The organism is Maccoyibacter intestinihominis, from assembly GCF_040096355.1.
Classification (GTDB): domain Bacteria; phylum Bacillota; class Clostridia; order Lachnospirales; family Lachnospiraceae; genus Maccoyibacter; species Maccoyibacter intestinihominis.
Genome location: NZ_JBBMEX010000012.1, coordinates 64,860 through 79,574, shown reverse-complemented (window position 1 = coordinate 79,574; position 14,715 = coordinate 64,860). Strand labels below are relative to the sequence as shown.

The following is a 14,715-nucleotide window of genomic DNA, read 5'->3' as shown; positions in this document are numbered from 1 at the left end:
AGAGAAAAAGGAGAACAAAGACATGAAAAAGAGATTATTATCATTGACACTTGCAGGAATTTTAGCAATCGGAGCTTTCACAGGATGCGGCTCTTCAGGTAGTGATACAAAAGATACCAAAGAGGCAAAGAGCACACAGGAGGACAGCAAGAAAGAGGATACAAAAGCAGGAGATAAAGGAACGATTACCGTAGCAGCTTCCGCAACTCCTCACGCAGAGATCTTAGAGCAGGCAAAGAAAATCCTTGCAGATGAAGGATGGGATTTAGAGATTAAAGTATTCAGCGATTATGTTCAGCCGAACTTAGTAGTAGAGAGCGGTGAGTTCGATGCAAACTACTTCCAGCACATTCCATACTTAGAGAGCTTTAACAAAGAGCAGGGTACACACCTTGTCAACGCAGGCGGTATCCACTATGAGCCATTCGGAATTTATCCGGGTACAAAAAATGACCTGTCCAAGGTTGAAAAAGGTGATGTGATCGCAGTTCCAAACGATACTACAAACGAAGCCCGTGCATTACTGTTATTACAGGACAACGGTCTGATCAAATTAAAAGACGGTGTAGGACTTGAAGCAACAGTAAATGATATTGCAGAGAATCCAAAGGGAATTGAAATTACAGAGTTAGAGGCAGCACAGGTTCCTCACGCAGTAGCTGATGCAGCATTTGTAGTATTAAACGGTAACTATGCATTAGAGGCAGGATATACAGTTGCAAAAGACGCACTTGCTTATGAAAAATCCGATTCCGAAGCAGCAAAGACATATGTAAACATCATTGCAGTAAAAGAAGGAAACGAGGATAACGAAGGCATCAAAGAGTTAGTAAAAGTATTAAAATCTGATGACATTAAGAAATACATCAACGATACTTATGACGGAGCAGTTATCCCATTTGAAGAATAAAATACTTGATTTTCTACGGCAGGCAGATTAAAATATAGGTAATAAGACAACGGGGTGCTTACAGAAGTAGGCTGAGATTAAGCTGGATTGCTTTGACCCGAAACCTGATTTGGATAATGCCAACGTAGGGATATATGGAGAGCATAGAGGCTGTGTATATACGATTGGTATATATACAGTCTTTTTTGTTTTGCGTGTTTTGTTTAAGTTGTTTGATTGGGGTTGTTTGGTTGTTCGGGGGTGAGTGTATGGGCTGTGCACGGTTTCGACCGGTCTGTTCCGATGTCCCAAAACTGCACTTCTAAACACTCTGGTGTGGGGTATCGGGGACGGACGAAACCGATGCAGATGCGCCATCCATGGCTTAGCTGCATCTTTTCCGTGCATCCCTGCACGGAAATTTCTATGGGATGTCAGAGTGTTAAGAGGTGCGACGTTTTGGACATAGTCCGGACCGTTCGAAACCGTGCGCAGGGATAGACGAACTGCCCCGAAGGAAGAAAAAGAGAAAAAGGAATGATAACGGCTAAAGGGCAAAAGTCAAAAAGAAAGTCAGTAGTTTAATGATAAAAGAAAAGGGCTGCTGGTGGTTTAAGAATAGGAGGCAAGACGATGAAGTTTGGTGAATGTTTAGAGAATGTACATAGTAAAATGCCGTTGATACACAATATTACAAATTATGTAACGGTAAATGATGTGGCGAATGTATTACTGGCATGTGGGGGAAGTCCGATCATGGCAGATGAGTCTGAGGAGGTCGAGGATATTACGAGTATCTGCGGCGGACTCAATATCAACATCGGGACTTTGAACCGGCACACGATCCCGGCGATGTTTAAGGCGGGAAAGAAAGCGAATGAGTTAGGTCATCCGGTGCTTTTAGACCCGGTGGGAGCAGGAGCAAGCAGTCTTCGCACCGATACGGCAAAACAACTGTTAGAGGATATTCATTTTTCAGTGATCCGTGGAAATATATCGGAGATCAAGACGCTTGCTGCCGGCAGCGGCAGTACGCGCGGCGTAGATGCAGATGTGGCAGATGCCGTGACCGAAGAGAATCTGACAGAAGCGATAGACTTTGTGAAAAATTTCGCAAAGGCAACGGGAAGTATTATTGCAGTTACCGGTGCGATCGATCTGGTCAGTGACGGAGAACATTGTTATGTCATACGCAATGGCAAGGCACAGATGGGAAAGATCACAGGAACCGGATGCCAGTTGTCAGGACTGATGACAGCATACATTACGGCAAATCCAAAGCATATGTTAGAGGCAGCAGCAGCGGCAGTCTGTGTGATGGGAGTTGCAGGCGAGATCGGATATGCCCATCTGCAAAGCTATGAAGGCAATGCAACATATCGCAACCGGATCATTGATGCGATCGCGAACATGGATGCAGAGACATTAGAACGGGAGGCAAACTATGAACTGTACTAAAGAAGAACTGCTGTTATATGCCGTGACAGACCGGAGCTGGCTTCATGGCAGGACACTGAAAGAACAGGTAAAAGAAGCCTTAGATGGCGGTGTGACGTTTTTACAGTTACGCGAAAAACAGATAGATTCTGAGCTTTTTTTACAGGAGGCACAGGAATTAAAAGAGTTATGTAAACAATATCAGGTGCCATTTGTCATAAACGATGATGTAGAACTGGCATTAAAAGTCGATGCAGACGGCGTGCATGTCGGACAGAGCGATATGGAAGCAGGCGATGTCCGGAAAAAACTCGGAAAAGATAAGATTATCGGTGTATCGGCACAGACCGTAGAACAGGCGGTCATGGCAGAAAAGCACGGGGCAGATTATTTAGGAGTCGGGGCAGTTTTTCCGACCAGCTCGAAAGACGATGCACAGGAAGTAGATTATGAAACCTTAAAAGCAATCTGTCAGGCGGTTCAGATACCGGTCATAGCCATAGGAGGGATCAATGCCCAAAATGTAGACAGGCTGAAAGGAAGCGGGATCTGTGGTGTGGCAGTGATCAGTGCGATTTTTGCACAGGAAGATATCAAAGAGGCAGCAAAGGAACTCAAAAATAGAACAAAGGAGGTGACAGGCATATGAAAAAGACAGCATTGACCATAGCCGGAAGCGATTGCAGCGGCGGGGCAGGCGTACAGGCAGACATCAAGACCATGGAAGCCAACGGTGTCTATGCGATGAGTGTCATCAGTGTGCTGACTGCACAGAATACGTTAGGAGTACAAAAACTTTTTCCGGTATCAGCGGAGTGCATCACGGCACAGATCGACAGCGTATTTGCGGATATTTTTCCGGATGCAGTCAAAATAGGGATGCCGGGAACTACAGAGCTGATACAGATCATTGCAGAAAGACTGCGTCATTATCAGGCAAAACACATCGTAGTGGACCCGGTCATGTTATCGAGCAGTGGAAGCACGTTAGTTGATGAAAAAGCGGCAGAGATGATGAAAAAAGAACTGTTTCCATTAGCAGAGGTATTGACTCCGAACATACCGGAGGCAGAAGTGCTGACCGGAAAAAAGATCCAGACGAGAGAAGAAATGGAGCAGGCGGCAGAGCAGTTGAGCCGGGAGTATGGAACCGCTATTGTACTAAAAGGCGGTCATGCCAAAACTGATGCAAACGATCTGCTCTATGAAAATGGGAAAAGCATCTGGATCGAGGGAGAACGGATGGTCAATCCGAATACACATGGAACAGGCTGCACGTTCAGTTCGGCAATTGCCGCAGGATTGGCAGAGGACTGGGACTTAGAGACCAGTGTACGGCGGGCAAAAGCATATATGCAAAGAGCCATCGGTGCGGGACTTGATCTCGGACAGGGCAATGGACCGTTAGAGCATATGGTCTGGTAAGAAATATAGGATCAGGGTGTCAAAAGACGGTTTCAAGTCTTGGGATTGGTAGCTTGCACAAAACCGAGTCTATTTTCTCCCAAAGTCACAAAAGCAGTCCCGGTTTTGCGCAATTTGCCAGCCACTAGAGTGGAAACTGCCTTTTGACACCCTGATCAATAAATATAAGAAACAAAAAAATCTTAAAACAACAGAAAAGAAAGGAAAAACAAAACATGGCAAGAGAATATGCAACACAGATGGAAGCTGCAAGAAAAGGAATTATCACAGAAGAGTTGAAAAGTGTAGCAAAAAAGGAGAGAATGAGTGTAGAAGAGTTACTCCCGCTTGTGGCAGAGGGAAAGGTCGTTATCTGTGCGAACAAAAATCATAAGTGCATTGACCCGCAGGGAGTCGGTTCTATGCTTTCCACAAAGATCAATGTCAACCTTGGAATCTCAAGAGACTGCAAAGATTATGACGTTGAGATGCAGAAGGTCATGGAAGCCGTACATATGGGTGCACATGCAATTATGGATCTTTCTTCACACGGAAATACCATACCGTTTCGCCGCAAGCTGACCGGAGAATGTCCGGCAATGATCGGAACCGTTCCGGTCTATGATTCCGTGATCCACTACCAGAGAGATTTAGATACGCTGACCGCAAAAGATTTTATTGATGTCATCAGACTGCATGCGGAGGATGGCGTAGACTTTGTAACACTGCACTGTGGAATCACCAGAAAGACCATAGACCAGATCAGAAACCATAAGAGAAAAATGAACATTGTTTCCCGCGGAGGTTCTCTTGTATTTGCATGGATGTGTATGACAGGAGAAGAGAATCCGTTTTATGAATACTATGACGAAATTTTAGACATCTGCCGTGAGTACGATGTGACGATTTCCTTAGGAGATGCCTGTCGTCCGGGCTGTCTTGCAGATGCATCTGATGTATGCCAGATTGAAGAACTGGTACGTCTTGGCGAGCTGACAAAACGGGCATGGGAAAAAGATGTACAGGTTATGGTGGAAGGACCGGGACATATGCCGATGGATCAGATCGCAGCAAATATGAAGATCCAGAATACGATCTGTGGTGGTGCGCCATTCTACGTTTTAGGACCTTTAGTAACAGATATCGCACCGGGATATGACCACATTACATCAGCGATCGGAGGAGCCATTGCAGCAGCATCCGGAGCAGCTTTTCTGTGTTATGTAACCCCGGCAGAACACCTTGCACTTCCGAATTTAGAGGACGTAAAACAGGGAATCATCGCATCTAAGATCGCAGCACATGCAGCAGATATCGCAAAAGGTGTGCGTGGAGCCAGAGAGATGGATGACCGCATGGCAGATGCAAGAAGAAAACTGGACTGGGAAGCACAGTGGGAATGTGCCATCGACCCGGAGACAGCAAAACGCATCCGCGAGGAGAGAAAGCCGGAACATGAGGACACCTGTTCCATGTGTGGAAAATTCTGTGCAGTACGCAGCATGAATAAAGCATTAGCAGGTGAACATATTGATATTTTATAAGGAGGCTTTATGAAAAAACAGGGCTATCTGCTACTGGTACTTTTGATGTCTGCTTTTGTATTCTGTTCCTGTGGACAAAAAGACACCAAAGAAGCACAGGATCAAACAGAAGAAACAGCAAAAGATATCAAAGAAGACAGTAAGACGAAAGAAACAAAAGATACAAAAAAAGAAAATAAGACGACCGACGAAGAGAACACAGAGCAGCCGGAACCGACAGGCGGTGTCCCGGAGGCAAGGGATGCAAAGGTCATGGAAGAACCTGCCGAAGAGACTAAGGAAGAATCTGCAGCACAGCCGGAACAGGCAAAGCATTTAGTCGTGATCGATCCGGGACATCAGAGTAAAGGTGACAGTAGCAAAGAGCCGATCGGTCCGGGAGCAAGCGAGATGAAAGCAAAAGTAGCCGGAGGAACTTCCGGTGTCACAAGTGGATTAGCAGAGTATGAACTGACACTTCAGGTATCCTTAAAGTTAAGGACGGAACTGCAAAACCGTGGTTATGAAGTACAGATGACCAGAGAAAGCAATGATGTCAATATTTCTAACTCGGAACGGGCAGCAGTTGCGAACAATGCAAACGCAGAGGCATTTGTCAGGATTCATGCAAACGCTTCTACCGACAGCAGTGTCAGCGGTGCGATGACAATCTGTCAGACCGCATCCAATCCATACAATGCAGCACTTTATGAAAAGAGCAAGGCACTTTCCACAGCCGTATTGGATGGACTGGTAAATGCGACAGGTGCAAGAAAGGAATATGTCTGGGAAACCGATATCATGAGCGGGATCAACTGGGCAAGCGTTCCGGTTACGATCGTAGAGATGGGGTATATGACAAACCCGACCGAGGACAGCAATATGGCATCCGATGCATACCAGAACCAGATCGTAACGGGGATTGCCAATGGGATCGATGCCTATTTTGCAGGACAGTAAGAAAAAATTTTTAATCTTAGACAGGTTGTAAAAAAGAAAACGCCGGGAGATTGCGAACAATTCCAAAGAGTATCAGAATGGTAAGACAGCCAAAAAGCAGGATGTTCTGTACTTTGGAAAAATGCACCTTCCCATAACGGACATAAGAATAAAGGGAATAGGTAAGGATATATAAGAGTGCAGGAGAGAGCAGAAATATCGCCACATTACAGCGGAAAGCGTCCTGTATCTCAAACTGTAGCAGATGAGTCAGGCAGCGGGTCATTCCGCATCCCGGACAATATAATTTTGTAATGGCATGAAAAAAACAGGGAACCGCGAATCCGGTTCCCTGATACCATTTATAATATAAAAATCCAAGACCTGTAAATAACAGGATGTAACAAATGGTTTTTTGAAGTCGTTGTTTCATTATGATAAATCCTATAATGTTTTGTACTCTTCTCCGGCAAACTTGTTTAACTCACTCTGAATTAAAGCATAAGCGATGATACCACCAAAAATGAATAACAGAAGATAAAGGATTCCTCCGTTACCGGCAGGCATACCGCGTTTTTCCTTTGCAATGTCGAGCTTTTCACCGCACTTGTAAGCCCAGTAGAAACCATAGATACCGCAAGTAATAATGGTAAATAATAAAGCCAGTCCTCCGGATGTACCAGCTACGTCAGCAGCAGCATTTGTGTCTTCTGTAATACATACAAACCAGTATAACCCGAAAATACCACAGGTTATGATGGAGAGAATAATGTACAGAACAATGCTTCGTTCTTTAATCATAACAGATCCTCCTATAATTATAAAAATGTAGAATTTTGCCAAATTATGGCTATAACGTCTTTTACGATAGCACAAATAGGGTTTTATGTCAATTTTAACCTATTCAGAAAGCCTGTTTGAAATTCCAATTTGCACGCATAAATTCCCTGATTTCCCACATAATAACCATACACCACAGGATATGGAAAACAGGAGGAATGCAATAGATATGCGAGCAACGGGAATTGTAAGAAGAATTGATGACCTTGGGCGTGTAGTTGTGCCGAAGGAAATAAGAAGAACATTGAGAATCCGTGAAGGAGATCCTTTAGAGATATTTACCGACCGCGAGGGAGAGATCATTTTAAAAAAATATTCACCGATCGGAGAACTGGGACAGTTTGCCGGAGAGTATGCAGAGTCACTTTCACAGGCAACCGGACATCTGGTGTGCATTACAGACAGGGATCATGTGATCGCGGCAAGTGGTCAGGGAAAGCGGGAATTTGAAAATAAGCCGATCAGCAAACAGTTAGAAATGATGATCGAGGACAGAAAAAATGTTGTGGCATCCAAAGGAGAAAAAGAGTTTGTAAAAATTACATTAGATGATAATGGTGATTATGCAGAGCAGAGCATTGGAACAATTATCAGCGAAGGCGATGCAATTGGCTCTGTGGTCTTGTATAATCGGGATGAAAAGTGTAAAATGGGAGAAACAGAAAGCAAACTGGTTTCCGTCGCAGCAGGTTTTTTGGGAAGACAGATGGAACAGTAGAATAGATACAGGATACCGGTATCAGGTATCACAGGGAACGAAAGAGTTAAGGCTGGCAGTGCAGGACAGGCGAGTGTAGCAGCACTCGCCCTTTCAAGTTAAAAAGGCAGGTAATTATGAAATTTATACATATCGCAGATGTACATCTGGGTGTGGTACCCGACGCGGGAAAATCATGGAGTGAAAAAAGAGCGGCAGATATCTGGACGACGTTTACCGAGGTATTTGCGGTTGCAAAAAAGATCAAGGTCGATATGGTGCTGATCGCAGGAGATCTGTTCCACAGACAACCGCTGATCCGGGAACTTCGGGAGATCAATTACATTTTTGAACAGGTTCCGGAAATACAGGTAGTGATCGTGGCGGGAAATCATGATTTTTTGTCGGTTGCGTCAAATTACAGGACATTTTCCTTTGCAAAAAATGTAGTGTTTTTAAAAAAGAACGAGATAGAAAGTGTCTATTTCCCGGAGCTGAATACGGAAGTATATGGAATGAGTTACTGGCACAGGGAAGAGACGTCAGATGTCTATGACCATATAACGCCAAAGCGTCAGGATGCCATCAACATCCTGTTAGCACATGGCGGAGATGCAAAGCATATACCGTTTTCTCCGGCAAAGATCATAGAGAACGGATTTGACTATATTGCGGCAGGACATATCCACAAAGGCGGAGTATTAGAGGGCATGTCGGTCAATCCGGTACCGTTGGATTCTAACAGAAAGATCACAACGATGCAGGCGGTCATGGCAGGGGCGTTAGAGCCGATCGACAGTAATGATACCGGAGAACACGGCTTCTGGGTAGGAGAGATCACCAAGGCTTTTGGACAGGTACAGTTCTGCCCGCTGCGAAAATGCCAGTATGTACATGAGACGATACAGCTTTCCTCACAGATGACCAACATGGCAGTGCAGACGATTGTGAAAAATCTTCTTGCGAACCGGAAACCGTATGAATTGTATAAGATTTTTCTGACGGGGACATTGAATGCAGATACTGAGCTGGATTTAGACTGGATCAGGAATCAGGAGGCAGTGGTCGATGTGATCTGTTCACTGCGGCAGGACTATGATTATGACAGGCTGCGGGAAGAAAACGAGCAGCAGTTGTTAGGACGGTTTATAGCGGCAATGCAGAGTCAGGGAGAATCAGAGGTTTATAAAAAAGCACTTGAGATTGGCGTGGAAGCCCTTTTGTCAGCAAAACTTGACAGATAGCAGATAAGAGAGAATGATATGCAGATAAAAAAGATCAGAATCAGAAATTTTGGACAATTTCATAATCGGGAGTTTACATTCGCACCGGGTTTAAATGTGATATATGGCGAGAATGAATCAGGAAAGACAACGCTGCATACTTTTTTAGTGTCCATGTTATTTGGATTGGAAAAGTCCCGAGGCAGAGGAGCGAAGCAGGATGTGTATACGAAATACGAACCGTGGAACAGTGCGAGCTTTTACAGCGGAGAGATGGAGTTTGAAGTAGGCGGTAAGGACTTTGGGTTAGAGAGAAATTTTTACCACAGGGAAAAGCAGACCACACTGATCAGCCGTCAGGATGGAGAACTCTTGTCGGAAGAATATGGCGACCTGCAGATGCTCTTAGGTGGACTGAATAAAGAAATGTACGAGAATACATACTGTATTCCGCAGGCAGGAGCGGCTCCGGGAAAAGAACTTGCAGAGTTCGTGCAGAACTGCATGGCAAATGCGGCAGGGACAGGCGATGGAACACTTCAACTCAATCTGGCATTGGCCCAGATCCATAAAAAACGGAAACAGGCGGCGGCTCAGGTGAAACAGGAGACGGAACTGCGGCAGCACCGGATGGAAAAATTACAGATCGAGCGTGAAATTTTAGAAGAGGATATTGCACAGCTTCAGGGCAAAGATATCAAAGAAGCAGAGACAGCGGGAGATGGAAGCGAAAAACATCAAAAACGCAATGGGATGCCGGCACATCTGTTAGTGCTGATCTTAGGATGCTTCTTTATGGCGGCATGTTTTTTAGGAGCAGCAGTTTTCCATATTCCATGGAACAGCATTTTGATGGAAAGCATCGTGATCGGCGGTGTGACACTGGTATTGTCTCTGGTTTTATATGGAATGGAAAAAAGACACATTCCGGAGCAGACCGCAGAAAAACCAAAGAAGGGCAGATTGTCGGAAGAGCGGAGAGAAAAACAGACCAGGCTTTTTAATATTTTAGAGAGCCAGACGGAATTAGAGATGCCGACAGAGCGTGAAAATGAAAGAAAGCAGTATCTGAATGCATGCGATATTGCAGAAAAGACGATCCGGGCATTGACCGGAGAGATATATGAGGATTTTGGAGACAGGATCAACAGCAGGACTTCTGAAATCCTTTCCCATATCACGCAGGGAAAATACGACAGAGTCGGCATCAACGAAAAGATGGAGGTATCTGTCTATGCAGGCACTCATGTATGCAGTCCGAAGCAGCTCAGCACAGGAACTTTAGAGCAGATTTATTTTGCACTGCGGATCAGTTTAGGAGAGATCCTTACCGATGAAGAACCGATGCCGTTTTTGTTAGACGAGACATTTGCACGTTATGATGAAACACGCATCCGCAATACACTGCAATGGATCGGAACGCAGGGCAGGCAGATGATCCTGTTTACCTGTCATAAGCGTGAAATGGAATATTTAGACGAGATGGGAATTGCATATCATAAGATTGAATTGGAAGGACAGTAACATGGCAAAGCAGAAAAAAAAGAAAAAACGCCGGGGTTTCCGGCTATTTGTGAAAATTCAACTGGTGCTGATCGTACTGGTGTTAGCAGGACTGGCATTTTATTTTTTTGGCGGCTATGCAAAAAAAATCAGTGATTTAAAATCAGATGCTTATGATAAGGTACATTCTGCTACGGATGAGACATTCCGTTCTTCGCAGACGAGCCTGGTCTATGATACCAATGGAACTCTGATCTCCGTGCTCAAAGGTGAGAAGGATATGTATTACCTCGAATATGAGGAGATACCGTCGGATGTCTGCTCGGCAATTATCAGTATCGAGGATAAGAAATTTTATCAGCATCATGGAGTGGACTTTAAAGGAATCCTTCGTGCCGTCAAAGCAATGATCGAAAACGGCAGGGTGACGCAGGGAGCCTCCACGATCACACAGCAGCTTGCAAGAAATATTTTTTTAACACAGGAAAAGACCTGGGAACGAAAAATTGAAGAGATCTTTATTGCGACAGAGATGGAGCGGCTGTATACCAAAAATCAGATATTGGAATATTATCTGAACAATATTTATTTTGGCAATGGCTACTATGGGATTCAGGCGGCAAGTAAGGGATATTTTAACACGGAGGTCAAAAATCTGGATCTGTCACAGATAGCATTTCTCTGTGCCATTCCGAACCGCCCGACACTTTATGATCCGGTGACGCATATAGATAATACGATCAAGCGTAGAAACCGGATCTTAAACCAGATGAAGGAAGATGGAAAGATCTCGGCAGAGGTCTGCAAACAGGCAAAAGAAGAAACCATTACCTTGAATCGTCCGACCAGTGTGAAAAATAACTATGTGGAGACCTATACCTATTATTGTGCAACCCGTGCGCTTATGGCACAGGAGGGGTTTGAATTTAAGAATACATTTCAGAGTGCTACAGAAAAGGAACGATATGAGGAAGAGTACGATGATATGTATGAAACCTGTAACAAAAAATTATATACGGCAGGTTACCGCATTTATACATCGATTGACCTGAATATGCAGCAGGAGCTTCAAAGCAGTATTGATACGGCATTAGAAAAGTATACAGAGGTCAACGATGAAGGAATCTATACATTACAGAGTGCAGGCGTTTGCATGGATAACCAGACCGGATATGTGAAGGCAATTGTCGGAGGACGCAGCCAGGAATACAATGGATATACGATCAACCGTGCTTATAAGAGTTTTCGCCAGCCGGGCAGTGCGATCAAACCGCTTCTTGTATACACGCCGGTGTTAGAAAGAAGTTATACACCGGATTCCATCGTGGTGGATGAACCGATTGAAGATGGACCTTCTAATTCGGATGGAAGTTTTTCCGGTTCCATGACTTTGCGGAGTGCCGTGGAGCGCTCTAAGAATACGATTGCATGGAAACTGTTAGAAGAGCTGACTCCGGAAACAGGTTTAGAGTACTTAGAAAAAATGAATTTTTCTAAATTAGATGAGAATGATAAGCGTCCGGCATCAGCACTTGGCGGATTTACCAACGGTGTCTCTCCATTAGAAATGGCAGCGGGATACGCAACGATTGAAAATGACGGATATTACAGAGAACCGACCTGCATCCTGAAGATCACCGATTCCTCAGGAGAAAAAATACTGAGTACGAAGCAGGAGGAAACGGCTGTTTATAAGGAAAATGCGTCCCGCATGATGACGGATATTTTAAAGGGAGTTCTGACCAATGGTACCGGAAGGGGACTTGCTTTAGACGGAATGCCATGTGCAGGAAAGACCGGAACCACGAATGAAAATAAAGACGGCTGGTTTGTCGGTTACACCCGCTATTATACGACCAGTGTCTGGGTTGGCTATGATATGCCAAAGAAACTCAGTGGGTTGTCGGGTGCATCCTATCCGGGACGTATCTGGAAAACATTTATGCAAAAGATCCATGAGGGCTTAGAGCCGCAGGAATTTTTGTCCTATGAACCGGAGCAGTCTAAGACAGAAGAAGCTGTACCACAGGAAAATCCAGGTGCAGAGACCACGGAAAACACAACCGATCAGGACCAGGAGACAAAACCGATCGATATTCAGGGAAATGTGACCGAAAAACCGGAGAATAAGAAGGATAACAAGTCCTCAGAAGACCAGGAAAATCCTTCGGATTCTGATAACAACCAGACCGATCAGAACCCGACGACAAACCCGGACGACAATCAGCAGCCGGAAAACCCGACAGAGAATCCAAGTGATAACACGAACCAGAATCCAGCGGAGAATCCGGGTGATAATACAAACCAGACACCAACAGAAAATCCTGATGAGGATACAAATCAGAATCGGACAGAAGCGGATACACAGGGAAATCCGGCAGATACAACCGGGAATCCTACGGAGGGTGTGCAGTAAAACGTTGGCCATGATGTCAGAAAAAATGAAGATATAATGCTTCTGGATAGTGCATGAGAAGACAATATTTTGGGAGATACAAAAAAGGAGACAGGATGAAACGATATGGATTTGGGATCGACGTAGGCGGAACAGCCATTAAAATGGGGCTGTTTACCACAGACGGAGAACTGATAGAAAAATGGGAGATCAAGACTAACAAGGAAGATCAGGGAAGCAGAATATTTGATGACATTGCAAAGCAGATAGACGAGAAGCTTTCGGAGCGAAATATTTCTAAATCAGAAGTCGCAGGGATCGGAATTGGTGTGCCGGGGCCGGTTAAGGCAGACGGAACGGTTGTCAAATGCGTAAATGTCGGCTGGGGGATCCTGAATGTGGAACAGGAATTAGCGACGCGTACCGGACTGACCGTAAAGGCAGGAAATGATGCGAACATTGCCGCCTTAGGTGAAATGTGGAAAGGCGGTGGAAGAGGCTGTCAGAATCTGCTTTTGGTCACACTGGGAACCGGAGTCGGTGGCGGAATTATCATCGAAGGAAATATGCTTTATGGCTCGAATGGTGCAGGCGGTGAAATCGGCCATGTTGTAGTGGATAAACATGAGACAGAAGTCTGCGGTTGTGGAAAAAAAGGCTGCTTAGAACAGTATGCTTCCGCCAACGGAATTGTGCGCATGACAAAGAAAGCGTTAGCAACGGAAACAAGGGATACTGTCCTAAATACGATAGAAAATCTTACGGCAAAAGATATTTTTGATGCCGCAAAGTCGAACGATACCGTTGCAGCCGAGCAGGTTGAAAAGATGGGAAATATCCTTGGGACGGCGTTAGCAAGCATTGCCTGTGTGATCAATCCGGAGCGTATCGTCATCGGTGGTGGTGTGTCAAAGGCAGGAAAAATATTGATCGATGTCATTGAAAAACATTTTATGGAGCAGACGTTCCACGCCTGCAGAAATGCAGAGTTTGCCCTTGCGGAGCTTGGAAATGATGCCGGTATTTACGGAGGAGCCTGCCTGATCTTGCAAAATGCTTAAACAGGAACTGATCTGGTGCTTGTGGAATACCGAAAGATATTATATAATACTACTAGGAATATAGTAGAATGATTGGAGGAAGTCCATATGATGGTATCGACAAAGGGAAGATACGCGCTGAGACTGATGGTGGATCTTGCCCTGCACGATAATGGAAAATTTATAGCACTAAAGGATGTATCTGCACGCCAGAAGATATCCATAAAATATTTAGAGCAGATCGTGACACCGCTGAACCGTGCCGGTTTATTAAAGAGTGGCAGGGGCGCACAGGGAGGCTACCGCCTTGCAAAAAACACAACGGATTACACCGTTGGAGAAATCCTTCGGGCGATCGAGGGCAGCTTTGCACCGATTTCCTGTTTGGAGGATGAGGAGAACCAGTGTGAAAATTATGACACCTGTGCCACGATTGAATTTTGGGAGGGATTGTACAAAGTGGTCAATGAATATTTAGATGGAACCACATTATATGATCTGGTTGAGATTCAAAAAGAAAAAATGGGTGGAAATTATTATATTTAAGACTGGACAAATCAAAAAAAGTATGCTAATATAATTAGGCACGATTTTTGTCGTGTCGATTACGATGCGTGGCTCAGTTTGGTAGAGCGCTGCGTTCGGGACGCAGAGGTCGCAGGTTCAAATCCTGTCGCATCGATTAAAGGAATAATGGTATGAAAAAGCACTTCGAGAGAAGTGCTTTTTTCTCTATAAGAAAAATAGAATAATTACTGTAATAGATTACAGTTTTAGTCAGGGACAAACATTGTGCATTACCTTAGGCGGGAAGAAGTTCCCGCC

At 44.7% G+C, this 14,715-nt stretch carries 14 protein-coding genes, 1 tRNA gene and 1 riboswitch; of the genes, 13 read left to right on the top strand and 2 right to left on the bottom strand.

The genetic code is table 11. The features are described 5' to 3' along the window. The first annotated feature begins 22 nt into the window (after positions 1–22). The 6 genes from WMO43_RS11400 to WMO43_RS11375 all read left to right on the top strand — a co-directional run bounded on the left by WMO43_RS11400 (position 23) and on the right by WMO43_RS11375 (position 6,213). A complete protein-coding gene (locus WMO43_RS11400) occupies positions 23–910 on the top strand; it encodes a MetQ/NlpA family ABC transporter substrate-binding protein (RefSeq protein ID WP_353531276.1) in 888 nt (295 codons plus the stop codon). 40 nt (positions 911–950) lie between these two features. Further along, positions 951–1,058, top strand: a riboswitch (TPP riboswitch). A gap of 464 nt (positions 1,059–1,522) precedes the next feature. Beyond that, positions 1,523–2,347 (top strand): hydroxyethylthiazole kinase, encoded by an 825-nt coding sequence (gene thiM / locus WMO43_RS11395; RefSeq protein WP_353531275.1) that lies wholly within the window; start codon positions 1,523–1,525, stop codon positions 2,345–2,347. Next, complete coding sequence (gene thiE, locus WMO43_RS11390; protein ID WP_353531274.1) at positions 2,334–2,975, top strand: thiamine phosphate synthase; 642 nt, start codon at positions 2,334–2,336, stop codon at positions 2,973–2,975. Before thiM ends, thiE begins: the two co-directional genes overlap by 14 nt. Continuing rightward, the gene (thiD, locus tag WMO43_RS11385; protein ID WP_177963228.1) at positions 2,972–3,751 is read left to right on the top strand and encodes a bifunctional hydroxymethylpyrimidine kinase/phosphomethylpyrimidine kinase; all 780 of its coding nucleotides are present in this window, start codon (positions 2,972–2,974) and stop codon (positions 3,749–3,751) included. The genes thiE and thiD overlap by 4 nt, the downstream gene beginning before the upstream one ends. A 215-nt stretch (positions 3,752–3,966) precedes the next feature. After that, positions 3,967–5,274, top strand: coding sequence for a phosphomethylpyrimidine synthase ThiC (thiC, locus tag WMO43_RS11380; RefSeq protein ID WP_177963227.1), 1,308 nt, complete (start codon positions 3,967–3,969; stop codon positions 5,272–5,274). 9 nt (positions 5,275–5,283) lie between these two features. Beyond that, the gene (locus WMO43_RS11375) at positions 5,284–6,213 is read left to right on the top strand and encodes an N-acetylmuramoyl-L-alanine amidase (protein ID WP_353531273.1); all 930 of its coding nucleotides are present in this window, start codon (positions 5,284–5,286) and stop codon (positions 6,211–6,213) included. Between the two features lie 16 nt (positions 6,214–6,229). On the opposite strand, the gene WMO43_RS11370 is transcribed toward WMO43_RS11375, so the two are convergent. Then, on the bottom strand, positions 6,230–6,625 hold the full coding sequence (locus WMO43_RS11370; RefSeq protein WP_353531272.1) for a DUF2752 domain-containing protein: 396 nt from the start codon (positions 6,623–6,625) through the stop codon (positions 6,230–6,232). An 11-nt stretch (positions 6,626–6,636) separates the two neighbouring features. Further along, positions 6,637–6,993 (bottom strand): DUF4234 domain-containing protein, encoded by a 357-nt coding sequence (locus WMO43_RS11365; RefSeq protein WP_353531271.1) that lies wholly within the window; start codon positions 6,991–6,993, stop codon positions 6,637–6,639. Positions 6,994–7,201: 208 nt separating this feature from the next. Between WMO43_RS11365 and spoVT the strand changes: the two genes are divergently transcribed. The 7 genes from spoVT to WMO43_RS11330 all read left to right on the top strand — a co-directional run bounded on the left by spoVT (position 7,202) and on the right by WMO43_RS11330 (position 14,572). Beyond that, on the top strand, positions 7,202–7,750 hold the full coding sequence (gene spoVT / locus WMO43_RS11360) for a stage V sporulation protein T (RefSeq protein WP_177963223.1): 549 nt from the start codon (positions 7,202–7,204) through the stop codon (positions 7,748–7,750). Between the two features lie 116 nt (positions 7,751–7,866). After that, complete coding sequence (locus WMO43_RS11355; protein WP_177963222.1) at positions 7,867–8,973, top strand: metallophosphoesterase family protein; 1,107 nt, start codon at positions 7,867–7,869, stop codon at positions 8,971–8,973. An 18-nt stretch (positions 8,974–8,991) separates the two neighbouring features. After that, positions 8,992–10,476: an ATP-binding protein gene (locus tag WMO43_RS11350; RefSeq protein WP_177963221.1), complete on the top strand. Its 1,485-nt coding sequence runs from the start codon at positions 8,992–8,994 to the stop codon at positions 10,474–10,476. Between the two features lies 1 nt (position 10,477). Further along, positions 10,478–12,871 carry a transglycosylase domain-containing protein gene (locus tag WMO43_RS11345; protein WP_353531270.1) on the top strand — a complete coding sequence of 798 codons (2,394 nt, stop codon included), beginning with the start codon at positions 10,478–10,480 and terminating at the stop codon, positions 12,869–12,871. 95 nt (positions 12,872–12,966) lie between these two features. Further along, positions 12,967–13,911, top strand: a complete 945-nt coding sequence (locus WMO43_RS11340; protein ID WP_353531269.1) for an ROK family glucokinase — start codon at positions 12,967–12,969, stop codon at positions 13,909–13,911. 87 nt (positions 13,912–13,998) lie between these two features. After that, positions 13,999–14,436, top strand: a complete 438-nt coding sequence (locus WMO43_RS11335; RefSeq protein ID WP_177963218.1) for an RrF2 family transcriptional regulator — start codon at positions 13,999–14,001, stop codon at positions 14,434–14,436. Between the two features lie 62 nt (positions 14,437–14,498). Then, positions 14,499–14,572, top strand: a tRNA-Pro gene (locus tag WMO43_RS11330). Positions 14,573–14,715 lie beyond the last annotated feature (143 nt).